Genomic DNA, 26,318 nt, shown 5'->3' with positions numbered 1-26,318 from the left:
TCGTCAGTAGTCCCCGCGACAGACCCCGCCACCCGCACCAGTTCCTAGGGGGAACAGCCACCATGCAGGCCGCGCCGGTACGACCCCTCACCGAGGTGATGGCGGCAGCCACCCGCCCCACCGCCCTGCCCTCCGTCTCCCACGCCCTGCGCGCCGTGGAGTCGCTCCTCCTCAGCGGCGGCCAGCGCACGGCCCGCCGCAACGCCTGGACGGCCGTCCTGGAGGACCGCCGCCGGGCCAAGGACCGGGTCGAGGCGCAGCACGTACTGGAGGCCGTGTCGGGCCGTACCTCCTGAGCCACGTAAACTTCCGTTCATGGCGAGGAAGGAAAACGCAGACACTGCTGCGGAAACTGGGCGACTGAAGCAGATCGCTCTTACCTACAAGATGACCCGACGGGCCGACAAGAAGGTCGGTCTCGTCGTCGCGGGTGTGGGAATCGTCACCTTCGGTGTCTTCCTCGCGATCGGCTTTCTGGTCGGTCACCCCATTTATCTGGGCATTCTGGGCTTCATTCTGGCCTTCCTCGCGATGGCGATCGTCTTCGGACGCCGCGCCGAGCGTGCTGCCTTCGGGCAGATGGAGGGCCAGCCGGGAGCGGCGGCGGCGGTGCTGGAGAACGTGGGCCGTGGCTGGTCCACCACTCCGGCGATCGCGATGAACCGCAGCCAGGACGTGATTCACCGCGCGGTCGGCAAGGCCGGCATCGTGCTGGTGGCGGAGGGCAATCCGAACCGGCTGAAGAGTCTGCTGGCGGCCGAGAAGAAGAAGATGGCGCGCATCGTCATCGATGTGCCGGTGCACGACATCATCGTCGGCGACGGCGAGGGTCAGGTGCCGCTGAAGAAGGTCCGTACGACGATGCTCAAGCTGCCTCGGGTGCTCTCCGGCCCGCAGGTGACGGCGGCCAACGACCGGCTGCGGGCGATGGGCGACCTGATGAGCAACATGCCGTTGCCCAAGGGGCCGATGCCCAAGGGCATGCGGATGCCGCGCGGAGGCAAGATGCGCTGACCGGGCTTCTCCGGTCTTCGGACACATATGAGGGCGGCGTGGAACGCGAGTTCCCGGCCGCCCTCTCCTATGCCCTGTGCGTGTCAGATCCGCACCTGTACGGCGCGGGCGAGACGGTCGTGCAGCCCGCGCCCGTCGCGGTCCCAGACGAGGGCGGGTACGGCCAGGCACAGCAGCACGCTGCGGACCACGGCCCATCCGAAGCCGAGCCGGTCGTGGCGCTCGGAGATGACCCGCAGTCCGAAGAGACGCTTGCCGACGGTGGAGCCGACCGTCCCGACGGTGAGGATGTTCATGACGAGGAGTACCCCGAGCGCGTAGTTGCTCGCCGACTGCGGGTTGTCGGCGAGGAGTCCGAACGCGATCAGCATGCACAGCGCCCAGTCGACGAAGAGGGCGCCGAAGCGCCGCCCGAGAGGGGCGACGGAACCAGGGCCTTCCTTCGGCAGCCCGAGGCGCTGGCCCCGGTATCCGAAGTCCGCGCCCATCTCCTCGGCCGCCGCGCGCGGTCCGGAGAGCCACGATCCGATTGCTTCCCTGTTGTCCACCCGAACACGGTACTGCGCGTGCGCGTGCGCGCCAGGCCCCGGGGGTACGGAACGGGCCACCCGGCACGCGAGGGTCCCGCGCCGCCTCCTCGTCCCCTCGGCCCCCTTTGGCCCGACCCTCCCGGCCAATCGATTCCGGCCGCCGTGGCCTGTCTGTGGAACGGCACACACCCTGGCCGGTTAACTTCGGCGAAACAAACGGGTCATGCCTGAGAAATCCCGCGTCCCTATGGTCGGGTCCTGCGTGTGCCACCGCACTGGCCACACGACCAGTAGCGATAAACCCCCGCCCCTCCCCGGGACGGGAGGAGGAGGAGCTGGATGTTCCAGAACGCCGACGAGGCCAAGAAGTACATCGCGGACGAGGACGTGAAATTCGTAGACGTCCGATTCTGCGACCTGCCTGGCGTGATGCAGCACTTCACGATCCCGGCGAAGGCGTTCGACCCGGCGGACGAGCTGGCTTTCGACGGCTCGTCGATCCGCGGTTTCCAGGCCATCCACGAGTCGGACATGGCGCTTCGCGCGGACCTGTCGACCGCTCGGGTGGACCCCTTCCGCCGCGACAAGACAGTGAACATCAACTTCTTCATCCACGACCCGATCACGGGCGAGCAGTACAGCCGCGACCCGCGCAACATCGCCAAGAAGGCCGAGGCGTACCTCGCCTCCACCGGCATCGCGGACACCGCGTACTTCGGCCCGGAGGCCGAGTTCTACGTCTTCGACAGCGTCCGCTTCAACACGACGTCGAACGAGAGCTTCTACCACATCGACTCCGAGGCCGGCGCCTGGAACACGGGCTCGGCCGAGGACAACCGCGGCTACAAGGTCCGTTACAAGGGCGGCTACTTCCCCGCCCCGCCGGTCGACCACTTCGCCGACCTGCGCGCCGAGATCTCCCTGGAGCTGGACGCCGTCGGCCTCCAGGTCGAGCGCCAGCACCACGAGGTCGGCACCGCCGGCCAGGCCGAGATCAACTACAAGTTCAACACGCTGCTGGCCGCGGCCGACGACCTGATGCTCTTCAAGTACATCGTGAAGAACGTCGCCTGGCGCAACAACAAGACCGCGACCTTCATGCCCAAGCCGATCTTCGGCGACAACGGCTCGGGCATGCACGTCCACCAGTCCCTGTGGGCCGGTGGCGACCCGCTGTTCTACGACGAGCAGGGTTACGCGGGCCTGTCGGACACCGCCCGCTACTACATCGGCGGCATCCTGCGCCACGCGCCGTCGCTGCTGGCGTTCACGAACCCGACGGTGAACTCGTACCACCGCCTGGTCCCCGGCTTCGAGGCCCCGGTCAACCTGGTCTACTCGCAGCGCAACCGCTCGGCCGCGATGCGTATCCCGATCACGGGCTCCAACCCGAAGGCCAAGCGCGTCGAATTCCGCGCCCCGGACCCGTCGTCCAACCCGTACCTGGCCTTCTCGGCCCTGCTCCTCGCGGGCCTGGACGGCATCAAGAACAAGATCGAGCCGGCGGAGCCGATCGACAAGGACCTCTACGAACTGGCCCCGGAGGAGCACGCGGGCGTGGCCCAGGTCCCGACCTCACTCCCGGCGGTCCTGGAGGCCCTGGAGGCCGACAACGAGTACCTCCAGGCGGGCGGCGTGTTCACGTCGGACCTGATCGAGACGTGGATCGACTACAAGCGCACGAACGAGATCGCCCCGATCCAACTCCGCCCGCACCCGCACGAGTTCGAGCTGTACTTCGACATCTAGACCGCGAGGTCCGGCCACTTGGGCGGAAGGCTCACAGACAGGCGCTGACCTGCGAGGACACTTCTCACCAGTTCTCACGGCGACTGCTTGCTTTCCACCGTCTTGTGCACCGAGTGCGCACCGCCGGAGCGATTCCCTGACGTGACGTCAGAGACACTACGAGGGCCGCTGCCCCCTGCCGGGGCAGTGGCCCTCGTTGGCTCTTCATTCAGCAATGTAAGGAAGCCCCACCCCCTCGTCTCGCAGCGTCCTTTCGTAGAAGGACTTGAGCGAAGAAATCGTCGCCTGAATCTCCGCGAAAGAGAATTTGGCCTCAGCGAGATCTCCTGACCGAAGGTACCCGGAGAGCTCCTCCACAGCTTCGTGGAGAACCTTCAACGAATCGCCCTGAACTGCAACTGCCGGGTACCGTCGCCCCTCCAGGTGAACCACCGAGAAGTTCCCGGATTCAGCCAGCACCGCCGCTTGACCTTTCGACTCGTTCACTTGGTTCCTCTGGGGTAGAAGGTGATATGCGGCAGGTCATCAGCTAGCGGCCCGGTGAAGATGTCCTGTTGTCTCCCAATGCCTACAGTTATATCGGCCTTGGGTAGCGAGCTTGAAGAGGAGATCCCCTTCGTCCGCCAGAGCTGAACCTCTCGCTTGTCACAGGAGGCGGCATGGGTCTCACGCACAACGAATTCCGCGGACAGGATGGACTTGCCGGCGAACGACGAGGTCGGTAGCTGGTAGAACAGCCGTTTCGTGTCGTACGGCTTGCAGTACACCCAGCCGCTGAGGGTCGATGAAAACCGGATACACCGTGTCGGAGCCGTTCAGGAGGGACGGGTCCGGGGTCAGTACCAGTTCGCGACCGTCCTGGGCCACATCGACCTCCACCGGGGCCAACCGCCCCGACTCGCCCGCACCCGGCTCCTCCTCCCCGGGCTCGGCGGCGAGCTTCAGGCGCAGCTCTGTCAGTTCGGGATTCGTGGCCGCTTCCTGCGTCTTGACCACAAGGAGCTGGGTGAATCCGTCCGGCATCGCGCCGAGCCGGAGATCCACGGCCGGAAGGATGTCTCGGTAGGTGGCTGTGTCTCCAGCCAGTTCCGGTGCGGGAACGCCGCGGGGCCACGCCAGTTCGAGTGACCTTCCGGCGCGTTCCATGGTCACCAGCGGACCGTCGCCGCCACCGGAGAACGTGATCTCCACCGAGGCGGCCTTCGGAGCGACGGCGCCGTCCTCCGTCCTCCGTCCTGACGAGAGTGGTGTCGGTCGGCTGCCACGCACCATCGATACGAGTCCGAACCGGACGCAGGTACTCCCTCGCCTCCAACGCGCCTTCAGGTGTCGCGAACACCTCGCTGCTCTCGTCGCGCAAGGACGTGACTTCCACCTTGCCGTCGGTGCTCTTGGCCTCGGCGAGTGCGGCAAACTCCGACGCGTGTGCCGAACTCCGCGGATCGGCCACCCCTCCCCGGCTGGACGCGGTACGCCGCGGTTCTCTGCGGCCCTGAGCCACGACTGAAGCCGTACCCGGTGGGTCCCCCGGCCCGTCAGTGAGGCCGGGTACGCGATCAGTCCCCGTCGGCCGCCTCGTCCAGGGGCTGCTCCGCCCAGATCGTCTTGCCGGTCGAGGATCGGCGGGTGCCCCACTTGTGGGTGATCTGCGAGACGATGAACAGTCCGCGGCCGCCTTCGTCCGTCACTCTGGGGTGCCGGAGGTCGGGGGTCACCGAGCTGGAGTCGGCCACCTCTACCGTCAGGGACTGGTCGAGGATGAGGCGCAGGGTGATGGGTGGTGTGCCGTAGCGCACCGCGTTGGTGACCAGTTCGCTCACCAGCAGGCCGGCGGAGTCGACGCTGTCGTCGGAGGGTGGGTGGGAGAGCCCGGTCAGCCAGCGGCGCGTCCGTCGGCGGGCCTCCGAAGCGGCCCGGTCCTCCGAGGGCAGTTCCCACACCGCGGTGTGCTCGTCCGACAGACGGCGGGTGCGGGCCACCAGCGCGGTGCCGGTGTGGCGGGGACTGGTCGCCAGCCGGTTGAACAGACCGTCCGCGAGGTCCTGCGCCGACTCGCACGTGGGCAGGAGCCGGCTGATGATCTCCGCGTCGAGCGCTTCGTCCAGTTCGTCACCGGCCAGGATGAGGGTGCTCCCGCTGTCCAGGGTCCGGCCCGCCATCGCGAACGGCAAAGTCTCGGGAGCGCCCAGACGGGGACCGACCGGGGCGTCGATCCGCTCCGTACGGCCGTCCGGGCCGATCACGCGCGGCCCGCGCTGGCCCGCGCAGGCGACCAGGCAGAGCTTCCCCACCGGGTCGTAGAGGGCGAAGGTGCAGCTCGCCGTCAGAGTGGTGGTGGGGTCCTTGGTGGCCCGCCCCTCGGACAGCCTGGTCACGGTGTCACCGAGCCGGGCGAGCAGTTCGTCCGGCTGGAGTTCCAGATCGGCCAGGACGCGCAGCGCGGTGCGCAGGTGTCCCATGGCGGCCATCGCGTGGGGTCCGGCGCCGTCGATGTCGCCCACGGCCAGCGCGCACCGGGCCCCGGACAGCGGGATGACATCGAACCAGGTACGGCTCTGCGCACTCGGCGACAGCGCGACGTACGCGGTGTCGATGCCCAGTTGCGGGCTGGGCCGCTCGGGCAGGAACTTGCGGTGCACCGTGGAGGCCAGGGCGCGGTCGTGCGCGGCGCGCTGGGCGTTGTCCAGGCACAGGGCCGCGTGCGTGACGGCGTCCTCCACGGCCGCCCGGTCGAGTCTGGTGAAGTAGTCGGAGTCGCCGCACCGCATCAGCCGCAGAAGCCCCAGCACCCGGCCCCGTACGGTCAGCGGGGCCACGATCATGCTGTGGGCGCGGGCCCGTCGCAGCGCGGCGTTCCGCGACGGGAGGTCGGCGAGTCCGCCGCCGTCCTCGGCGGCGTGTACGAGCACGGCTCGTTGCCCGCGCAGGGCCTCGTTGTACGAGGTCTCGTCGCCGGCGGCGCTCACCTCGCCGGTTCCGTCGTCGGGGTCGGCCGGCCCGCCGGTGGCGAAGGCCGCACGCCGTAGCAGCAGCTTCTCGGTGTCGACGGGGTACAAGGGGGGAGGGTCACCGCCGGCGACCTGTTCGGTGAGGGCGACGAGGGCGATGTCCGCGAAACCGGGGGCCAGCGCGTCGGCCAGGTCCTGGCAGTTGTCCATCACCACCAGGGAGCGGCCCACCCGTTCGCGGACGCGGGAGACGGCGGCGGCCCGCCGGCGGTTGCGTTCCCGGCGGGTCACGTCCCGCAGGGTCATGGCCAGGGCGACCGTCTCCCGGTACGGCGGGGACAGCCGGAAGGCGGAGACGTCGAAGTACTGACGCCGACGCGGAGGCGTCGTGGTGAAGATCGTGACCAGCCGCGAGAACACCGGTGTCCCGGTCTCCAGCACCTCGCGGGCGGCCTCGATCTCGCGCTCGGGGTACTCCAGGTCGTACGCCTCGTCGACGCGCCTGCCGAGGAGTCCGTCCGGCGAGCGGCCGTCCATCGCCGTGGCCGCCGCGCTGACCCGCACCAGCCGCAGGTCATGGTCGACGACGACAAGGCCCATGCGCGATTCGACGAACAGAGCCTCTACCAGCGCGCCCTCCAGCCCGAAAAGCGCGCCGTCGGCGGGGGCGCTGGCCGGGTGGATGTCCCAGCCACCGGCGTCCGCGCGGGGAACGGCACGCAGCGGGACGGGGGATCCGGCGACTGCCTCCACCGCGGCACGGTTCAGCACACGTTCCGCCGGGTGGCCGAACAGACGTACGGCGGCGTCGCTCCACCAGGTGACCCGCCCGGCCACGTCCACGGTGAACAGCGGCTCCCGCTTCAATTCCATCGATGCCTGCCGATCTCACGTCCGACGTCGTTGTCGGGGGATCTACCGCGCCCTTCCATCATCGCCGCGAACCGGCCGTCCGTCCTGTTCGGCGTCCGGTCGCCGCCGCTTTCACCGCGTCGGGTCGGGGTGCTCACGGTCTGTCGTCAGCGCGGCGACCGGGAAGGGGGTGAAGCGGATGGCCTCGTACGGGGTGGTCGTCCCCGTCTCGTACAGGATCCCGATGTGCTCGGCGTCGATCCGTACGAGGTCGCAGTAGCCGGCCTTGGCGTCGGAGAGCCGGTAGCCGGTCGACCATGTCGCGCCGCCGTCCGCGCTCGCGCGTACGGTCATCCACGCCCGGTCGCGAGGGGCGGCGGGGGCGGCCATCAGGAGCGGGGCGTCGGCCGTCCCCTTGTCCGCCCCGGCGACCTGGAGGAGGCTGCCCTGCACGGGCGGCGCGGTGATGTCGGTCGCCGCCTCGAAAGGGGCGTCGAGCGTCGCGCCACCGTCGCGGCTCCAGGCGTGCACCCGGTTGCCGGGCGCGCTGCCCTTCTGGTCGCGGGCGTTGAAGTAGACCGTGCCGTCGGGGAGTTGGGCGACGGCCGTCTCGTTCACATGGTGGGTGCCGTCGCCGGCCGCGTCCACGTACCCGATCCGCCAGGTCTGTCCGCCGTCGTCGCTGAGCAGCGAGTGCCCGGCGTAGTGGCGGGGCTCCGCGCCCGTGTCCGTACCGTCGTCCGCCGGGGCCACGGAGTGGTTCGCGCCGACGACCAGGCGCCCCGCGTCGGGTCCGGTGGTCAGCTCGACGCCGTGGCCGGGGCCGGTGGCGTACCAGCGCCAGTCGGCCCGCTTGACCTGCCCGGTGATCTCGCGCGGCGCGGACCAGGTGGCCCCCGCGTCCGCGCTGGACTGGGCGAACACCCGCCGCCCGTCCTCCGGGGCCGCCTGCCCCGTCATGATCGCGGACTCCGTGGCGTCACCACCGTTGCGCGTGGTCAGCAGCACCACCCGGCCACCGTCCCCCACGGCCACCGGCGCGGGGTTGCCCAGCGTGTCCTGGCCGGAGTCGGCGACCGGCCGCAGCTCGGACCAGGTGCACCCGCCGTCGTACGAAAGGCGCCGCACCACATCCACGTCCCCGTGGTCCGCCTTCCCCAGCCGCCGCCCCTCCGCGAACGCGACCAGCACCTGCCGCCCGGCACCCGGCTCCCGCACCGCCACGACGGCCGGAATCCGGAAGGTGTCGTAGCCGTCCTGCCCGGAGACGAACACATCCACCGCCCCGCACTCCCCGGCCGCCGCATCGGCATCACTCGACCCCGAACCCATCTGGCACCCCACCATCAACACTCCGAGCCCGATGACGCCCAAGCGCCCCGCCCCATTCATGCCAAGCCTTCTCATCCCTCCCAGCCCATCCCGCCGCACCCACACCACCGGGAACTCCCGGCTGCCGGGGCGTGAACAGCACATGCACGGAGTACGGCGCACGCCACACGGCGCACGACACACGGCGTACGGCACGCGGCCCGTAAGATCGCCGGATGCCCGAACAGCCGTCAACACCCACCCGTCAGGTGCTGCGTTGGGCGCGCATCGTGGTCGCCGTGTTCGTCAGCGGGTGTGCGCTGATCGGGGCGGTACGGCTCTCGGCGCCCGCCACCGGGGGCGTGGACGGTGAGCCTCCCGGAGTGCGCGGTCAACTCGCCTTCATACGCACGGCGTTGGACGACGGTGCCGGAGACGAGGCCCAACAGCAGTTCCCCGAGGGGTACTTCTTCCTGCACGCGCTGTACGGGCTGAGCTGGGTCGAGTTGGGGATGCGGGAGCCTGCCGGTGAGTCGCGGGCCGAGGCGCTGCGCGAGGCGCGGTGGGCGCTGGGGCGGTTGGACTCGGCGGCCGGGCGGGCCGCGTTCAGCGCGGAACTGACCCCGTCCTACGGGGTGTTCTACCGCGGCTGGACCAACTGGCTGCGCGGCGGCGTCCTGTCGTTGCAGTCGGCCGGCTCGCGCGACGCGGCGCAGGTGCGGCGGTTCGCGGCGGATTCGGCGGCCATCGGCGCGGCGTTCGACGGCTCCAAGTCGCCCTATCTGATGGCCTATCCGGGGCAGGCGTGGCCCGTCGACTCGACCGTCGCCGTGGCCTCGCTCCGGCTGCACGACACGCTGCTGCCCGCCCGCTTCACCGGCACCGTGGAGCGGTGGCTCGACGGTGTACGGCAGCGTCTCGACCCCCGTACGAGACTGCTGCCGCACCGCGTCGCCCCCGACACCGGCGACCCCCTTGAGGTGGCCAGGGGCACCTCGCAGAGCATCATCCAGCGGTTCCTGGTCGACATAGACCCGGATTTCGCCCGTGAGCAGTACGTGCGTTTCCGCGATCGGTACGTCGTGACTCCGCTCGGTCTCGGGCCGACCACGCGGGAGTATCCCCGGGGCATGGACGGCCCGGCCGACGTCGACTCCGGACCGCTCCCCCTCGGCGTGAGCCTGTCCGCGACGGTCGTCACGCTCGGCGCCGCGCAGGTCCAGGGCGATGCCTCACTGGCCGAAGGCATCGCCAACTACGGGGAGTTGATCGGCGCACCGGTCAGCACCCCATGGACGAAGCGTTACGCGTTCGGGCTGGTCCCGATCGGCGACGCGTTCGTGGCGTGGTCGAAGACGGCCCGGCCGTGGGTCGCGGAGAGCCAGGCCCCGGCCCTGCCCCCGCCCCCGGCGCATCTGTCGTCCTGGTGGCGGGTGCCCCTGCTGTCGATCCTGCTCGTCGTCGGCACCTTGCCGTGGCTGCCCGCACTGCTGCGATGGCGCAGACGCCGGCGGGCACGGCCGAGGGCCCCGGCCCCGGCCCCGGACCCGTCGCGCACGCGCGCGCTCACGCGAGGTCCAGGGCACGGCACGCGCTTGCGTCAGCGCTTGGCGAAGATCGGTTCCCAGCGGCCCGCCGAGTAGTCCTTCGGCGTACGGGCTCCGCTGAGCGAGACCACCTTGTCGCTGCCGATGGTGATCAGCACCAGACGGTTGTCGAACTCACCGCCGCCGGGGGCGATGTCCCAGGCGATCAGGCGCTTGTCGTCGGCCCAGGCGAGGAGTTCCTGGCCCTTCAGCTTGGCCACGCGCTTGCCGGTCTCCGGGTCAAGGACCTGGGTCGCCGTCGTACGCGCTCCGCCGGCGAAGGGGCCCGCGACGAGTTCACCGTTCGGGGAGAGACCCGCCGGAGCCATGATGAGGTCGACGTGCCTCTCCTTGGGCGGCGCGGGCACCTCCTTGCCGCTCAGGTCGCGGAAGATCCGGCTGGGGGCCATGTTGATGAACTCGTACACGAGCGTGCCGTCGTCGTTGAACCGCAAGTACTCGCCGGAGCCGAAGGCCCTGTCGTACTCCGGTTCCGTGAACGCGGGCAGCTCGTGCCAGTTGGACTCGCCCGTCTCGACGTCGACGATCGCGAAGCCGGTGCGGCAGGGCACGGGTTGGGGCTCGTCGGTGTTGTTCACCGGGATCCTTTTCGACCAGTAGGTGCGGTCCGGGTTCTTGTCGTACGTCGTGGCGATCAGCTTCTTGCCGTCCGGCGAGAACTCGACCGCGCCGACACCACCCTCCACTCCCTCGAGCGGGATCCAGCGCGTCACCTTCTTGGTGAGCAGATCCAGAATTCCGATGCGCTTGGCGGGCAGTTGGCGTTCCAGGACCGCCGCCGTGCGCATGCCGGGCGCAACCGCCAGATAGGCCCAGCGCGCGTCCACCTCGTACTTTCCGGTCTTCTGGTCCAGCAGCGAGTAGGTGCGGGTCATGATCTCGTCGCGGTTGGGCTGCTTGTCCATGCGGGACGTGAAGTACGCGGCGAGTGCCTGGTCGCCGACCGCGATCAGGTCACGCGGCGGCGACTGCTCGACATTCGTGAGGGTCTTGCCTCGGGACGCCTCGCTCGCCAGCCGCGTGGCCCCGCTGTCCGAGTCGAACGCGGCGGGTACGGCCACGGCGGCGGCGATCACCAGGGCGGTCGTGGCGGCGGCACCGGCGAGGGCGCGTACTTTACGGCGGCGGCGTCCGGCGAGGACCCGGCCTGCCAGGTCGGCGGGTGCGGACGCGGTGTCGGCGGCCTGCTCACGCAGAGAGGCCCGGACAAGTTCCTCGACGTTCACGGTCGTACCTCCACGGGGGCGAAGTCACGGGACGGCGGCTGCCGCCGTTCGCTGTTCGACGGGTCAGAAGCGTCAGAAGCGTCGAGCAGCGCGAGTTCGGGCGCGAGGGCGCGCAGCCGGGCGAGCGAGCGGTGGGTGGTGGAGCGGACCGTGCCGACCGAACAGCCGAGCAGGCGCGCGACATCGGCCTCGGGCAGATCCTCGAAGTAGCGCAGCACGAGTACGGCGCGCTGTCGCGCGGTGAGCCGCGCCAGCGCGTCACGCATGACGAGGCGCAGTTCCGCGTCACCGGTGGCGTCGGTGGTGGACGCGGTCCTGGTGTCGGCGCCGAGGTCGGGCGGCTCGGCGACGGTGAGTTCCTTGCGGCGGCCCTTGAGCCGCCACCGGCTGATCTGCTGCCGGTAGAGGATCTGCCGTACGTACGCCTCCGGTTCGTCGATACGGTGCCAGCGGCCGGCGGCCTTGGCGAGCGCGTTCTGCAGCAGGTCCTCGCCCGCGTGGCGGTCGCCGCCACTGAGCAGTACGGCGGTTCTGAGCAGGGCGGTCGACCTGTTCCGCACGAATTCCAGGAAGCTCTCCTGGCTTGTGGCGTCCATCGTCACCTTCTTCTCCTGGCGGGCCGGGCGGCCCTGCCTACCCGTGCTGACGCGCGCGAGGGGCCTTCACTATGCCGGGCGGTGCGAAGGTCTCTCCACGATCCGGCCCGCGTCCCGCCCGAATCCGAATCACCCGTAAGCGATCATGATGCGCTACGCAAGAAGTCGACTCCTGACCGCAGTTGAGTCGCAGCCGTACGAAATCTGCTCGCAGGCATCTTGTGGAGCGAGGCACGGCGGTCCTAATGTCCACCTCACCCCCACGGCGTCCGCTCCGCCGAGCGTCAGCCCCACAGACGTTCGTCCTCCCCAAGAGAATCGAGCTTTAGATGTCGTGGACCTCGTTGACCGCCGCCGCAGTCGGGCTCGGTCTGACTGTCGGCCTGCTGAGCGGCGGCGGCACCGCCCTCGCCTCGCCGGACACCGCCCCGTACGCCGCGCCCGCCGCGCCCGTCGTCACCCGTGCCGCCCTCGACCCCACGCTCGTCTCCGGCCGGGGCGCCCGCGTCGGCTTCGCCGAGCAGGAGGCGGAGAACGCCGCGACGAACGGCGCGGTCATCGGGCCGGACCGGACCGCGTACACGCTGCCGTCCGAAGCCTCCGGCCGTACGGCGGTGAAGCTGACGCCCAAGCAGTACGTGGAGTTCACCCTGCCCAGCGCCGCCAACGCGATCACCGTGCGCTACAGCATCCCGGACGCGCCCGGGGGCGGCGGCATCACCGCGCCCCTCGATGTCACGGTCAACGGCAAGGGCCGTAAGACCATGACGCTCACCTCGCAGTACGCCTGGCTCTACAACCAGTACCCCTTCTCCAACGACCCCGGCGCCGACCTGCTGCACCCCGACTGGTGGATCACCGAGTGCGGGTGCGTGCCCGCCGCGACGACACCCGCACCCGTCATCACGAAGCCGTTCCGCCCGAGCCACTTCTACGACGAGCAGCGCCTCAAGCTCGACCGGACCTACCGCGCCGGTGACACGGTACGGCTGACGGTCCCGGCCGGCAGCGCGGCCAACTGGACGGTCGTGGACCTGCTCGACTCGGAGCTGGTCGGCGCGCCCCAGGTGCGGCCCGGCGCCGCGAACGTGCTGCGCTTCGGCGCCGATCCGCTCGGCCGCCGCGACTCCGCCGACGCCTTCGACCGGGCGATCGCCTACGCGAAGCGCAAGCACCTCACGGTCTACATCCCGCCGGGCACCTATCAGGTGAACCGTCACATCCTGGTGGACGACGTCACGATCGAGGGCGCGGGCAACTGGCACACCGTCGTCAAGGGCCGCCAGGTCACCCTCGACCGGCCCGCGCCGGACGGCTCGGTCCACACCGGCGTCGGCTTCTACGGCAAGGACGCGGCGGACGGCGGCAGCCGTAACGTCCATCTGTCCGGTTTCGCCATCGAGGGCGACGTACGGGAGCGGATCGACACCGACCAGGTCAACGGCGTCGGCGGGGCGATGAGCGATTCGACGATCAAGGGTCTGTACATCCGGCACACCAAGGTCGGCCTGTGGTTCGACGGACCGATGTCGAACGTCCGCGTCACCGGCAACATCATCGTGGACCAGATCGCGGACGCCCTGAACTTCCATACGGGTGTGACGAATTCGGTCGTGTCCGACAACTTCGTCCGCAACACCGGCGACGACGGACTCGCGATGTGGTCGGAGAAGACCGCCAACGCGCGGAACACGTTCACGCGCAACACCGTGCAGTCACCGGTCCTGGCCAACGGCATCGCGGTCTACGGCGGCACGGACAACACCGTCTCGGGCAATCTCGTCGCCGACCCGGTCCGGGAGGGCAGCGCCCTGCACGCCGGGTCGCGCTTCGGCGCCGAGCCGTTCGCCGGGCGGCTCGACTTCACCGACAACACGACGGTGCGCGCCGGGACTTACGAGCTGAACTGGAAGATCGGGCTGGGAGCCATCTGGCTCTACGCGCTCGACAAGGACATCGACGCGGACGTCCGGGTGACCGGCGACCACTATCTCGACAGCACGTACAACGCGATCATGCTGGTCAGCGATTACGGGGTGAAGGACCTGTACGCGATCGACGGCGTCCGCTTCAAGGACATCAGGATCGACGGGACGGGTACGTCGGCGGTCAGCGCGCGGGTTAAGGGGTCCGCGTCCTTCGAGAACGTGGACGCGCGCAATGTCGGCGCGGTGGGCGTCAACAACTGCGGCTCCTTCAACTTCCCCGCCACCGGTTCCGAGTTCGCCCTCACCGACCTCGGTGGCAACGACGGCGGCCGGGGTACGCAGTCGTGGCTGGCGCCCTGGCTGCTGCCGAACACCATCACGTGCGACGACCGCCCGCCGGTGGTCGCACCGCCCGCACCGACGACCTGGTAGCGGTCCGGCGGTCCGGCGGTCCGGGTCCCCACCGTGCGTGGCCCCGAACGGAGTTGTTCTCCGTTCGGGGCCACGCTCGTGCCGGCGTCCCGTCCGGCACGCTCGGGTCGGCGGGCTACGGGGTGATACGCAGCGCGTCCACCATCCCCACCGACGTACTGCGGTTCACGATCCTGATCGTGTGCGAACCGCGCGTGAGCCCCTGTTTCTGCCACACGACTTGTTGGACCTGTCTCGCGCCGTCGGCCCGCAGATTGACCGTCGCCTGGAAGACGTTGTCCAGATAGACATCGACCGTCCCCATGTCGCCGTTGCGCTCGGACAGATACTCGATCCCGGTGCCGGTGAACGTGTACGACGCCACCGCGTCCACCGTGTTGCTGTGGTGCGTGTCGTCGTTGTAGTCGCCGTAACCGCGGCTGTTGGTGAGATGCCAGTTGCTGTCGTACGTCAGCGCGGGGTTGTTCACCATCGGGTCGGCGGTCGCGTTCGACCCCAGCGTGGAGCTGGTGCCGGCCAGGGACTTCATGCCCTGGTTCGCGGTCCCGGTGAGCTGCGTCGAGGTGTAGGAGCTGAGCGGCTTGGCGGTCCGCTCGACGACGTAGACCTCGTTCGAACCGGTGTTGAAGGTGATCTCGGCGCTGCTGGAGGTCGTCACGACGGCGTTGTCGGAGGTTCTGCGGACCCGGACCTCCTGCGTACCCCAGGGATTGACGACGCGGGCGGCGTTGCCGAACTGGCTCTTGATTCCCACGTACTTGATCTCTCCGGCCTCCCGCTCCGAACTGACCATGAATCCGCCCTTGGCCAGCAGACTGAATTTGCCGACGAAGGTGGAGTCGGTGGGAACGGCGGGAAAGACCCGGATCTTGTCGTTGTACGACTGGAGCAGCGATTCGTTCGTCGCCGCCAGATGCACACCGAGATATTCGAAGACGCCGTTGGTGTTGCTGGTCATGCCGTTCGGATAGTTCTGGTACTTCTGGAGCATCGTCTTCATGCCCTGGAGCGTCTGATTCCCGAGTCCGAGCCGGGCGGCCTGGATCGCGTCGTTGGCCCATACGTTCCCGTACGGGAACGGCCTGACGTTCCAGGTGTTGATCGCCTTCTGCTGGTCGGGATAGCCGATACCGGTGAGGTCGTACGGCCAGATCAGTTCGGCCGCGACATTCTCGTTGTTACGGGTCTGCGCGATCGGCGGGGTGTGCGGCAGATAGGTGTTCGCGCTCGTGTCGGACGGATACGCGATCAGGTTGTCCAGGATGTTCTGCCACTGCGGACGCAAGGAGGCGTCCAGGCCGAGTTGGTTGCTCGCCTTGATGGCGAGCGGGAACAGGGTGCGTACGGCGGCCACGTCCGTGATCGCGTTCGGCACGTTCCAGTACGTCTCGTGCGAGTGGGACGACGCGACGTAGTACTTACCGGTCGAGCTGTTGAACGACAGCTTCGCCTGGTAGAACTTGGCGACCTCGCGCATGAACGGATAGGCCGTGTTCCGCAGATAGTTGGTGTCGTTCGTGTACGTGTACTGGAGATACATGTTGTACGCGGCCTCGGTGCCGGTCGACCAGATGTTGTTCGTGTAGTCGCTGTTGACCGTGCCGCGCGCGTTGCCGTCCCAGCCCATCGTCTCCGGCACCCAGATACCGTCCACGTTGTAGCGGGTGCGGGTGTATGCCTTCAGCGCGTCGAAATTGCGGCTGTAGAGCTTGTTGAACCCGGCGATGAGATCGGTGTGGTTGGAGGCGAGGAACGAGTTGTAGATGTCCCGTTGATTCCAGTACCAGTACGCGTTGCTCCATTTCGTGGCGTCCCCGGTGGCCCGGAAGACGCCGTTGATGAAGTGCGCGGGATAGTTGCCGTATCCGGCCGCCGCGATCATGTACGTGGAGAGGTAGTAGACGTTCTCCATGTAGTCCGCTTCACGGGACCCGTTGGAGTACTGGACGAACGACTTCTGCCAGAACGCGTGCCACCAGTTGAGATAGGCGGCGTTGGTGTTCGTGTAGCCGGTGGCCTTGACCGCCGCGAGCGCGCGCTTGGCCTCGGCGACCGAGTCGTGGCTCGGCGCGTTGAGCCGGCTGCTCGCGGTGAACCAGATGGTGTAGCTGGAGTCCGGCGTGATCGACAGCCGCACCTTGCGGCCGTCCACGACACGCGCGGTGTACGCGGCGCCCTCCACGGTCGCGCCGAGGGTGTAGCCGAAGTTCTGCGGGTCCGACTGGCCCCGGCTGAGCCCGGCGCCGTTGGCGTCCGCGTACGTGGACACGGTCCGCCAGGTGTTGATGTCGGGCACATCACCGCTGTTGCCGAGATTGGCGACGTCCCACAGGCTCAGATCCAGCGTGATCGCCGAGACTCCGGAGCGGGTGTCCTCCACATGGATGCCCATGACCTCGGAGTTGGGCTGTCCCATCACCGTGACGGTGCGGTTGTTGTCGTACTTGGTGGTGAGGGTGCCGTCGTAGAGGGAAAGACGCTGCTGGAAGGTGGAGTAGCCGCTGTCCATCGCGGGGGTGGTGGACAGATTGAGCAGCCCGGCGCCGAAGGCCGTCTGCTGCGAGGTGTCCACGCCGGACACCTGCATGTTGAGGCCGTTGTTCTGCCAAGCCATCGCGCCCGTACGGCCGTTGCCGACCGTGAGGCCGTGCTTGGGCTCGGTGACCGGGCGGTTGTAGACGATGTCGTGCTTGGACAGATACTTCGCGTAGTCCACGTTCAGCGCGCCGGCCGAGGAGTTGAAGGCGTGGTCGGTGGGTGAGGCCATGGCCGGTGACACGCCGGACACGCCCGACAGGCCGGTCACCAGGCAGACGAGGACGAGGAACGCGCCGAGCAGGCGCGCGGCAGGTGTTCTTGTTCGTGTGCTGATCGTTGCTCTTGCTGACGATCTCGCGGTGGTCACTGTGCATCACTCCCACGGCCGGTCACGGTGACGGGACGGCTGATGCCGGGCCCGGTGAAGGTGTAGCTGTCCAGATCGAGAATGGCGCCGGAGCCGCCGGTGAAGACCACGAAGAGATCGCGCGGCTGCTCCACGGCTCCCGTGACGTCCGCGCTCACCTCGGTGTACGTCTCCCAGCCGCCCGTGTTGGGCACGGTCACCCGCGCGACGACCGGGCCGGTGATGGAGTCGTAACGGAAGGTCGCCACGTTCCCCGCCTTGTCGGAGGAGACCCGCGCCTTGAGGCCGGTGACGCCCTTGAGGCTCACCGGGTGGTACTTGACCCATTCGTTGTTCTGCACATCGCCCAGGCGTTTGCCGCCCTCGGCTCCGGCGGCCGTGATGATCTGCGGTCCGGAGAGCTGCGCGTAATGCTCCGCCTGCCACTTCTTGGGCCACAGGCTGAGTTCCTTCTCGCCGGTCAGCGGTACGGTGCCGGGCGCGCCGTTGTCGGTGTAGCTCGCCCGCACCACGTAGAACTGCGTGGCGTCGAGGCCGGAGTGGATCGGTCCGGTGTTGAACGTCGTGGAGCAGCCGGTGCCTTCGGCGACCTCGTGCGCGTGTTCCTGATGGCCCAGGGCGATCCGTACGATCACCTTCGAGCAGTCGACGGGGCCGTCCTGAGAATCGGTCGCCGACGCCGTGACGGTGACGTTCTCGTTCCACTCGAACGCGCCGCCCGCCGGTGGCTGCGAAATCGTCAGCGTGGGGCGGTTGTTGCCGACGACGACCGGGATCGTCGCGGTGCCGGTGCGTCCGGTGCCGTCGCTGACCGTGAGTCTGGCCTGGAAGCCGCCGTTCGAGGGGTAGGTGAAGGACGGGTTGGCGGCGGTCGAGTCGGTGCTGCCGTTGTCGGTGAAGTCCCACGCGTAGCTGAGCGGATTGCCGTCCGGGTCGCCGCTGCCCGCGCTGGAGAACGTGACGGCCAGTGGGGCGAGTCCGTTGTCCTTGTCCACGGACGCCTTGGCGAGCGGCGACCGGCCGCCCTGCACATAGTTGATCTTGTAGAGCCCGGCGTCCTCGGCGCCCGAGAAGTAGCCGCTGCCGTATTCGAGGAGATACAGCGAGCCGTCCGGGCCGAACTCCATGTCGATCGGGTGGACGAACTTCATACCGTCGAGGACCGGCTCGATGGCGGTCGGCGTACCGGTGGCGGCGTTGCCGTTGTTGAACTGCACCTCCTTGATCCAGTTGCGGCAGTACTCGGAGATCAGCAGCTTGTTGTCGTAGTACTGGGGCCACTTGACGTCGGAGTTGAGATTCGCGTCGTAGTGGTAGACCTCGGTGTGGTTGGGCGAACCGCAGCCGCCCGGCGTGTCGAGCTGCGGCCACTCCTTGCTGCCGCCGTGCTGCTCCCACACCAACGACGGCTTGGTGGGCGGCAGTTGCTGGATGCCCGTGTTGCGCGGGGAGTTGTTGACCGGGCCACTGCCGCCGCCGCAGGGGAACCAGCCGCGTGGCTGGTCGGCGGCGAAGTCCCAGTCGTTGTAAGCCACGTCGGGGCCGCCGCAGTAGGGCCAGCCGTAGTTGCCGGGGCCGGTGGCACGGTTGAACTCGTCGTACGCCGCGGGGCCGCGCGCGGGAATGGTGGCGCCCGCGTCGGGGCCGACCTCGCCCCAGTACAGGGTGTTGTTCGCCTTCTTGTCGACCCAGACGCGGTACGGGTTGCGTACGCCCATCACATAGACCTCGGGGCGGGTGCCCGCAGTGCCCTTGGCGAAGAGGTTGCCGTCCGGGACGGTGTAGGTGCCGTTGTCCTCCGGGTGGATACGGTTGATCTTGCCGCGCAGGTCGTTGGCGTTGCCGGAGGTGCGCTGGGCGTCGAACTGGGCGTGGCGGGACGGGCGTTCGTCGATCGGGGCCATGCCCTGCGCGTCGCCGCCGGAGTTGGTGTTGTCGCCGACCGCGAAGTAGAGATTGCCCGCCGTGTCCCAGGACATGGAGCCGGCCGAGTGGCAGCACATCTCACGCTCGGTCGGCCACTCGATGATCATGTCTTCGCCGGCCGGGGCGATGGTGTTGGTGCTCCGGCTGAAGGTGAACCGCGAGATCCGGTTCACCAGCGGGGTGCTCTTGGGCGAGTAGAAAAGCATCACCCAGCCGGTGGTGGCGAACTTCGGGTGCAGGGTGATGCCGATCAGCCCGTCCTCGAAGCGGGCGTCCAGCGGGAGGGTCAGCGCGACCGTGGTGGACCGGGTGGCCGGGTCGTAGAGGCGCACCTGTCCGCCGGCGGCGCTGGTGCCCCGGTTGATGTAGAGGACCTTGCCGTCGGGCAGTACGGCCAGCTCGATCGGCTCCCCCATGCCCAGACCGCCGTCCAGCTTGACCTTCTCGAAGCCGCTGGTGGGCGGGGGCGCGGCGGCTTTCCGGTCGGCTGTCTCGGCTGCTACGGCGCCGGGGGCCAGCAGCAGGGCGGCCAGGGTCAACAAGGCGGTCAGGTAGGCGACAGCGCGCGACAACACGGAACCTCCAGGGGCCGATCGCGGGTGGGGGCGCCCTGACGGCCCGGCGCGCGGCGGACAGCCGCGCGCCGGGTGGTCCGGGCGGTCGATCGATTACTGACTTACGTGCGTGCGTGCGTGCTTGCTTGCTTGCTGCTCGCTTGTCGGCGGGGCTACTGGCGGGAATCGCCGTCCCGCTTGATGCGGACGTCGCGGTAGTTGATGTCCAGACCGGCACCGTCGTTCTGGAGTCCGACATGGCCCAGCGCGATGTCACGGGTGCTGGTGTAGTCGTTTATCTTCACGCCGTTGAGATGGATCTCGACGTGCCGGCCGTGCACCGAGATCTCGTAACTGTTCCAGGTCCCGGGCGGGTTGAGCGCGGCGGCGCGGGCCGCCGGGTCGGGGGCCTGGAAGCTGTAGACACTCCCGGTGGTACGGGTCGGGTCCCCGTCCGACGCGTCGATCTGGATCTCGTGGCCGAGGTTGACCGGCTTCCACGGGTCGCCCCGCGGGTCGGGGAAGCCGATGAAGACACCGCCGTTGTCGTCACCCGGCATCATCCAGTCGGCCTTGAGCGAGTAGTCGGCGAACGGCGTCACCGGATACCAGAGCAGGCCCATGCCCCCGACGGAGGAGAGCGTGCCGTCCGCGAGGCTGAAACTGCCCGCGCCCGCCTGCCGCCACTTGTCGAGGCTGGCCCGGCTCCCGTCGAACAGCGGTGTGTAGCCGGTCTCCGGGCGGCAGTCGGCGGTCGTGGCGCGCGCGGCCGTCCGGATGCCGCCGAGCAGCATGGTGCTGAACGCCGGGTCCGCGTACGACTCCTCGGTGTGGCCGAGGCCGGTGTACCAGGAGCGTCCGCCCTGGTAGTCCTGGCACCAGGTGATCGGATGATCGCCCATGGTGCCGCCGCTGTACGACGTCTCGTCCAGGCTCGCGAGCACCTTGACCGCCGAGCGGGGATTGGCGCGGTAGTTGTACCACTCGTCGGTGCGGGTCCAGCGCTGCGGCAGATGCGAGGTGGAGGCGGACGCGCGGTCCTCGACCTTGACGGTGGCCTGCTGGGTGGCGGGGTGGGAGGCGAAGTACGCGCCGACCAGGCCGCCGTACCAGGACCAGTCGTACTCGGTGTCGGCGGCGGCGTGCACGCCGACGTAACCGCCGCCGTTTGCGACGTACGACTCGAAGGCCGTCTGCTGCGCGGCGTTGAGCACGTCGCCGGTGGTGGAGAGCCATATCACCGCCTGGTACTGCGCCAGGTTGGCGGCGGTGAACGCTCCCGCGTCCTCCGTGGCCGTGACGGTGAACCCGTTGGCGGCGCCGAGCCGTTGGACGGCGGCGATTCCGGCCGGGATCGCCGAGTGCCGGAATCCGGCGGTCCTGGAGAAGACCAGGACCTTGGTCAGGGGCGCGGCGGCGGCCGGGACGGTGGTGGTGGATGCCGGTGCGGCCGAGGCCGCTGCGGCGGGGGCCGTCTCCGCGGGCGGAGTCCGCGGTACGGCGACGAGCGACATGGCCGCCAGGACGAGCGCGATCAGGGCGCGGGACACAGGGCGCACTATCCGGTCCTCTCTCGAGACGCCCGAGGGCGCGGCTGAGCGAAGCGGTGACGGGTGATCTACGACGAGGCGGCGGCGTCGTCAGGCGTAGTGAACATCGGAGGTATAGGGGGGTCAAGGGTCGGCGCTGAACTATCCGAAGATTAGTTTTCCTCCATGACAAAATGGCGCCCTTGACTTCTCCCCTGGCGAAGACAGCGCTCAACAGCGCGGCCGGAGACGGGAATCGGCCACCGTCGATTGATCGGATCTTCACGCCGTCGTGGGTCGCGGCGGCGCTGTCGGCGGACGCGCCCCGTTCAGCCGAGGTCGAGGACGGGACGGATGCCGAACTCGTCGCTCATGTCCGCGCCCTCGGGGCCGTTGATGAATTCGGCCATGCCGGGGTTGCGGTTGGCGGTCGCCAGGGGCAGCCACCCCACGAAGGCGCCGTATCCGCCGCAGACCGCCTCGCCGCCGTCTCCGCCGTAGACGGATCCCGGATCGGAGGTCATCTCCGCCTCGTAGACATCACGGGCTATTCGCAGACCGAAGGCGTTCGGACGGCGCCGATGACCGGTCGGGTCGTCGTGATCGCCGTACGGGGACAGCTCCAGCGGACAGTCGGAGCCCCAGCGGAACAGCGTCTGCGCGCCCGCCCCGCAGGCGTGCTCCCACTCGTCCGGACCCGGCAGCCGCAGGCCACCCTCCAGGAGGAAATCCGTGACGGAATCGGCCTCTTCGGGAAGCTCGTGCGCCTCCACCGCCATCAGCACCGTCGGCACCGTGGCCGTACGCCTCGGACTCAGATAGCGCGCGAGATGGTCCACGAGGTCGTCGTCGAAGCCGAACCCACCGGCAAGGCTCTCGGTCCGGTACGAGTCGAGCTGTTCCGGCAGGGGCCGCCAGCCCGCCAGATCGAATCCCACCGTCACCTCGCCGCCGGGTATCAGGGCGAACCGCTGTCCCCCGCGCTCGATCACCGCACGGTGCAGAAGACCGCCCAGGTGGGGCGTGGCGTCGAACTCCACCAGTCGGCCGTCCGCCAGTCGCGCGGCTTCGCGCGCATGGTGGTGCGCGGCGTCCCGGTCCAGGGTGCGCCAGCGGTCGAAAGTCAGGTCGGCGAGAGACATGATGGGAATTCTGGCACCTGCCACTGACAACCCTGTCCCCCTGTGGAAAACAGCGGAACCCGCAGACCGGACAGAGAGGACCGACGCTCGTGACACAGGACATCGACGTGGCGACCGCGCACGCCTGGAGCGCTCTCGGCGGTGCCCCGGAGTCGGCGGGGAGGGTGACGTATGTACCGGCTCCCGGCGTGCTGCCGTCCCGGTTGCCCGTACGGCGGTTGGCGCGGGCGAGCGTGGGGGTCTGTTCCCTGGCCGCCGCCGAGTTGGTGGCGCTGCGGACCGGTCGGGAGGTACCGGCGGTCCGGGTGCACGAGGCGGCTGTCGGGGCGGCGTTCGTCAGCGAGCGCCACCTGCGCATCGACGGGCGGGCCTGGTCCCCTTTCGCCCCGCTCTCCTCGTTCTGGCCCACGGCCGACGGCTGGGTGCGGACGCATGCCAACTACCCGCACCACCGGGCCCGGTTGCTGTCCTCGCTGGGCATCCCCGACGACGGGGACGACGACGCGCTGCGGGAGAAGCTGGCCGAGGTGCTGCGGGCGCGGCCGGCCCGGTGGATCCAGGAGACGGTGTACGGCGCGGGCGCGCCGGCCGTGGCGGTGGCGGAGCCCGGGACGCGGAGATGGCCACTGATCGAGAGCCGGCGGGTGGGAGGCGGTGCGGGCCGCGCCGCCCGTCGTCGACTGTCGGCGGACGGCGAGTTGCCGGCGCACGGGGTGCGGGTCCTCGATCTGACCCGGGTCATCGCGGGACCGGTGGCCACCCGCACGCTGGGACTGCTGGGTGCCGATGTGCTGCGCGTCGACCCGCCCCTGCTGCCCGAGGACCCGAAGGCGCACGCCGACACCGGATTCGGCAAGCGCTCCACCCGACTGGACCTGGGCGCCCCGGCCGATCTGGCGGTCTTCCGCGAACTGCTCGACTCGGCCGATGTCGTGGTCCTCGGCTACCGCGCCGACTCGCTGGACCGCTACGGGCTCACCCCGGACACCCTGCTGGAGCGGTACCCCGGACTGATCGTGGCGGGGCTCGACGCGTGGGGCTGGACGGGGCCGTGGCGCGAACGGCGTGGATTCGACTCCCTGGTGCAGGCGGCGAAGGGGATTTCCCTCATCGAGCGGGGAGCGGACGGCCGGCCCGGCGTACTGCCCGCGCAGGCCCTGGACCACAGCACCGGCTATCTCCTGGCGGCGGCGATCCTGCGCGCGCTCGGCGAGCGTCATGACGACGGCGCGGGCCGGCTTCTGCGGCTCTCGCTCGCGGGGACCGCGTCGTGGCTGATGCATGACATCGAGCCGGAGCCGGCGAGTGAACGCCCGGAGGCGGCGGAGGCGAACGACCCCGAGGTGTGGATGGCGCGGACACCCTCGCCGTACGGCGAACTGCGGTACGTCCGGTCGCCGGTCAATTACGAGGGTGGTCCGGGTGATTGGGCCGGTCCGCCGTCGATGTGGGGTACGGACCCGGCGCGGTGGCTCTGACCCCGGCCCGCCGAATACCCCGGTCCGCCGGGTGTCCGACCGATTGTCAGTGGTCGATGTCACGATGAGTCACATGAAGAACGTGGGGTGGGGACAGTTTCTGGAGCGGTGGAGCGCGGAGTGGGCAGCCGCGCCGAGTACGCGAGAGGAAGTGGAGGAAGACGAGGGGGAGGGCGCCCTGGCGGAGCTGATCGAGGCGGGGCTCGGGTTTCCGCCTGCCGACGAGGAGCGGATCACCGCGCTGGAGCGGCGGCTCGGTGCGAAGCTCCCGCCGTCGTACCGCGCTTTTCTCGCGGTCTCCGACGGGTGGCGGCCCGCCGGGATCGCGGTCTATCTGATGGGCACGACCGAGGGCGTCCACTGGCACGGCGACCCGATGAACATGCGGGAGATGTACGAGGGAAATCTGACGGCCACGTCATCGGAGCCCGAGGTCCTGATGGCCGGGATGTGGAGCAGAGCCCTGCAACTGTCCGTCGACTCGGACATGACCGATGTCCTGCTCGACCCCGGCGATGTGAACGCCGAGGGGGAATGGGCGCTCTATGTCTACCGCGGCTATACGGGCGAGTATCCGGAGCGGTACGAGTCGTTCGGCGCGTTCATGCGGTCCGTCTATGTGGACTTCCACCAGGGCAACGGCGCGGATCCCGGCTTCGTCAATGACACGACGCGCGAGCTGGACGCGTCCCTGGAGCGGGCGCGGGTGGCCTGTCTGGCCGGGGAGGACATCGACCGGCAGATGGAGGTGCTGGCCGAGGCGGTCACGTACGGCAGACCGCGCGCCGTGAAGCCGCACCTCCAACTGACGGCGATGCTCCACCTGGGCGGCGTGCATTTCAACGGGCGCGGTCGTCTTGAAGACCCGCTGATCGAGAAGGAGTTCATGCCCCTCGCCGCGACGGACCACCTCCGTCACTACCGGGACGACGACTGGTTCCTGAGACCGTTCGACGAGGGTGAGCGGGACCGGGCGGCGGCGCTGCTGGAGCGGATTCGCGAGCGTACGTACGCGTACGAGACACCCGGCCCGTTCGGCGAGGCGGTCATCACGGCGCGGGAGCAGGCGCGTTGGGGTGACACGGACGGTGCGTGGCGCACGGTGGAGGCGGCGCTGGCCGAGTGGGAGCCGTACGAGGACGATCATGTCGCGCCCATAGGGCTGCTCGCCGATCCGCTCCTCGGGCCGCTCATCACGCCGGAGCGCGGACGGCGCGTCCTGTCGACACCTCGGGGCCCCGAGCGGGTCGCCGCTCCTGAGAAGCAGGCCGCGGACGGGCATCCCCCGGCAGTGCCGGACGGGCTCGCGTGGCTGGCCGACCGCGCGGGGCGTGAGCACTCGTACCGCTTCGTGCTCGCCGAAGGCGTCTCCCCCACGGAGTTGGCCGAGCGGTTGGGCGGCGAGACACTGCTGCCTCCGCACAACCAGGCGGAGACCCACCCCTGGCACGGCAAAGCCCGGGACGCACTGGACCGGGTCGGCTCCTGCGGGACGACGGACCGCGAGGAGGGGGGCGAGGACTGGAGCTTCGCGTTCAGGGACGGCACGTCGTCGTTCCCCTACCGACGGGTGAGTCCGATGGGCGAGAAGGCTTCGCGGAGTGGTGGGCGGGCGGTGCTGGTGTGGTGCGAGGTGCAGAGCGAGAGGTCCGAGACGTTCCCCGACGCTTTTCACTTCTCCTACTGCGAGGACGGGCGGGAGCGGTACGGATTCACGGTGCGCGGCGGGACGACGGAGCGGTCCGGGGATCTTCCGGACGCGCTCGATCCCCGGCACTTCTTCGCCGACGCGGGATCCGGCGCGGAACCGGAGGAGAAGCAGGAGAAGCAGGGGAAGGCGCGGGAAGAGGGACACGAGGGCGAGCGGAGGGCGCTCGCGGCCGTGGCGGAGATGTTCGGGCTCTCGCTGCCGCGCTTCGCGATCCAGCACGGGCGGCTGCACGCCGTCGCGACCGCACCGTGGACCAGGCCCCCCGGCCCGGGTGAGTCCCGAGTCCAGATCATGGTGCACCAGATCCCCGCACGGCGGCCCGAGCGATGAGCCGCGTCGTGGCGGAGGTCATCGGGACGCGGCGGCTGGTGCTGGTGCCACTGGGGGTGGAGCACGCGCCAAAGATGGCGGAGGTGCTGTCCGACCCGGCGCTGCACACCTTCATCGGCGGTGAGCCGGCGACCGCCGACGAGTTGCGCTCGCGCTACGCGCGCATGGCAGCCGGGCCTTCGGATCCGGCGGTCTCCTGGTGCAACTGGGTCATCCGGCTCCGGGAGGACGAAGAAAGCCGGAAGCAGGGGCAGTTGGCGGGGACGGTCCAGGCCACGATCCACCCGGCCGCCGGGCCCGAGCCGGGGCTGGTCGCGGAGATCGCCTGGGTGGTCGGGAGCGCCTTCCAGGGACGGGGCATCGCGAGCGAGGCGGCGCGCGGGCTGGTCGGCTGGCTCGGACAGCACTCGGTGCGCGAGATCGCCGCCCACATCCACCCCGACCACGCGGCGTCGAAGGCCGTCGCGCGCGCCGCGGGTCTGGAGCCCACCGACGAGTGGCACGACGGTGAGGTGAGATGGGTCGGCCGAGAAGCCAGGTGACACCGAGG

General features: G+C 69.4%; 18 protein-coding genes and 1 pseudogene. 8 read left to right on the top strand and 11 right to left on the bottom strand.

The annotated features are described in order from the left end of the window. The first annotated feature begins 95 nt into the window (after positions 1-95). Positions 96-296 carry a hypothetical protein gene (locus OG329_RS31960; protein WP_405802130.1) on the top strand — a complete coding sequence of 67 codons (201 nt, stop codon included), beginning with the start codon at positions 96-98 and terminating at the stop codon, positions 294-296. A gap of 19 nt (positions 297-315) precedes the next feature. Beyond that, entirely contained in the window at positions 316-1,014 is a 699-nt protein-coding gene (locus tag OG329_RS31955) for a DUF4191 domain-containing protein (protein WP_405799858.1), read from the top strand. An 83-nt stretch (positions 1,015-1,097) separates the two neighbouring features. On the opposite strand, the gene OG329_RS31950 is transcribed toward OG329_RS31955, so the two are convergent. Next, positions 1,098-1,562, bottom strand: coding sequence for an RDD family protein (locus tag OG329_RS31950; RefSeq protein WP_405799857.1), 465 nt, complete (start codon positions 1,560-1,562; stop codon positions 1,098-1,100). Between the two features lie 321 nt (positions 1,563-1,883). On the opposite strand from OG329_RS31950, the gene glnA reads away from it, so the two are divergent. Then, the gene (gene glnA, locus OG329_RS31945; protein ID WP_405799856.1) at positions 1,884-3,293 is read left to right on the top strand and encodes a type I glutamate--ammonia ligase; all 1,410 of its coding nucleotides are present in this window, start codon (positions 1,884-1,886) and stop codon (positions 3,291-3,293) included. Positions 3,294-3,497: 204 nt separating this feature from the next. Here glnA and OG329_RS31940 read toward each other — a convergent pair whose 3' ends face one another. The 4 genes from OG329_RS31940 to OG329_RS31925 all read right to left on the bottom strand — a co-directional run bounded on the left by OG329_RS31940 (position 3,498) and on the right by OG329_RS31925 (position 8,374). Then, positions 3,498-3,779 carry a DUF6959 family protein gene (locus OG329_RS31940; RefSeq protein ID WP_405799855.1) on the bottom strand — a complete coding sequence of 94 codons (282 nt, stop codon included), beginning with the start codon at positions 3,777-3,779 and terminating at the stop codon, positions 3,498-3,500. 180 nt (positions 3,780-3,959) lie between these two features. After that, positions 3,960-4,484 (bottom strand): hypothetical protein, encoded by a 525-nt coding sequence (locus OG329_RS31935; protein WP_405799854.1) that lies wholly within the window; start codon positions 4,482-4,484, stop codon positions 3,960-3,962. A gap of 365 nt (positions 4,485-4,849) precedes the next feature. Next, positions 4,850-7,114: a SpoIIE family protein phosphatase gene (locus OG329_RS31930; RefSeq protein ID WP_405799853.1), complete on the bottom strand. Its 2,265-nt coding sequence runs from the start codon at positions 7,112-7,114 to the stop codon at positions 4,850-4,852. A 111-nt stretch (positions 7,115-7,225) separates the two neighbouring features. Then, positions 7,226-8,374, bottom strand: a complete 1,149-nt coding sequence (locus OG329_RS31925) for an exo-alpha-sialidase (RefSeq protein ID WP_405799852.1) — start codon at positions 8,372-8,374, stop codon at positions 7,226-7,228. A gap of 266 nt (positions 8,375-8,640) precedes the next feature. Here OG329_RS31925 and OG329_RS31920 point away from each other — a divergent pair, with 266 nt between their 5' ends. Further along, on the top strand, positions 8,641-10,047 hold the full coding sequence (locus OG329_RS31920) for a hypothetical protein (protein WP_405799851.1): 1,407 nt from the start codon (positions 8,641-8,643) through the stop codon (positions 10,045-10,047). On the opposite strand, the gene OG329_RS31915 is transcribed toward OG329_RS31920, so the two are convergent. Then, entirely contained in the window at positions 10,005-11,237 is a 1,233-nt protein-coding gene (locus OG329_RS31915; RefSeq protein WP_405799850.1) for a hypothetical protein, read from the bottom strand. The two genes, OG329_RS31920 and OG329_RS31915, sit on opposite strands and share 43 nt — an antisense overlap. Further along, the gene (locus tag OG329_RS31910; protein WP_405799849.1) at positions 11,234-11,833 is read right to left on the bottom strand and encodes a SigE family RNA polymerase sigma factor; all 600 of its coding nucleotides are present in this window, start codon (positions 11,831-11,833) and stop codon (positions 11,234-11,236) included. The genes OG329_RS31915 and OG329_RS31910 overlap by 4 nt, the downstream gene beginning before the upstream one ends. A 329-nt stretch (positions 11,834-12,162) precedes the next feature. Between OG329_RS31910 and OG329_RS31905 the strand changes: the two genes are divergently transcribed. Beyond that, positions 12,163-14,193, top strand: coding sequence for a glycosyl hydrolase family 28-related protein (locus OG329_RS31905; protein WP_405799848.1), 2,031 nt, complete (start codon positions 12,163-12,165; stop codon positions 14,191-14,193). Positions 14,194-14,308: 115 nt separating this feature from the next. Here OG329_RS31905 and OG329_RS31900 read toward each other — a convergent pair whose 3' ends face one another. From OG329_RS31900 to OG329_RS31885, 4 genes and pseudogenes are all read right to left on the bottom strand, one after another. Further along, the gene (locus tag OG329_RS31900; protein WP_405799847.1) at positions 14,309-17,098 is read right to left on the bottom strand and encodes a glycosyl hydrolase family 95 catalytic domain-containing protein; all 2,790 of its coding nucleotides are present in this window, start codon (positions 17,096-17,098) and stop codon (positions 14,309-14,311) included. Beyond that, a complete protein-coding gene (locus tag OG329_RS31895) occupies positions 17,095-19,599 on the bottom strand; it encodes a PQQ-dependent sugar dehydrogenase (RefSeq protein ID WP_405799846.1) in 2,505 nt (834 codons plus the stop codon). Before OG329_RS31895 ends, OG329_RS31900 begins: the two co-directional genes overlap by 4 nt. 167 nt (positions 19,600-19,766) lie before the next feature. Continuing rightward, positions 19,767-21,137 (bottom strand): annotated as a pseudogene (locus tag OG329_RS31890) (ThuA domain-containing protein); the annotation flags it as partial. Between the two features lie 299 nt (positions 21,138-21,436). Continuing rightward, positions 21,437-22,249, bottom strand: a complete 813-nt coding sequence (locus OG329_RS31885; protein ID WP_405799845.1) for a hypothetical protein — start codon at positions 22,247-22,249, stop codon at positions 21,437-21,439. 89 nt (positions 22,250-22,338) lie between these two features. Here OG329_RS31885 and OG329_RS31880 point away from each other — a divergent pair, with 89 nt between their 5' ends. The 3 genes from OG329_RS31880 (at position 22,339) to OG329_RS31870 (ending at position 26,310) form a co-directional block, all read left to right on the top strand. Further along, positions 22,339-23,727, top strand: a complete 1,389-nt coding sequence (locus tag OG329_RS31880) for a CoA transferase (RefSeq protein WP_405799844.1) — start codon at positions 22,339-22,341, stop codon at positions 23,725-23,727. 73 nt (positions 23,728-23,800) lie between these two features. Beyond that, positions 23,801-25,768: an SMI1/KNR4 family protein gene (locus OG329_RS31875; protein ID WP_405799843.1), complete on the top strand. Its 1,968-nt coding sequence runs from the start codon at positions 23,801-23,803 to the stop codon at positions 25,766-25,768. Then, on the top strand, positions 25,765-26,310 hold the full coding sequence (locus tag OG329_RS31870; RefSeq protein ID WP_405799842.1) for a GNAT family N-acetyltransferase: 546 nt from the start codon (positions 25,765-25,767) through the stop codon (positions 26,308-26,310). Before OG329_RS31875 ends, OG329_RS31870 begins: the two co-directional genes overlap by 4 nt. The last annotated feature ends 8 nt before the right edge of the window (positions 26,311-26,318 follow it).

This window comes from Streptomyces sp. NBC_01506 (assembly GCF_045040295.1).
Taxonomy (GTDB): domain Bacteria; phylum Actinomycetota; class Actinomycetes; order Streptomycetales; family Streptomycetaceae; genus Streptomyces.
This window is presented reverse-complemented; position numbering and strand designations above follow the sequence as displayed.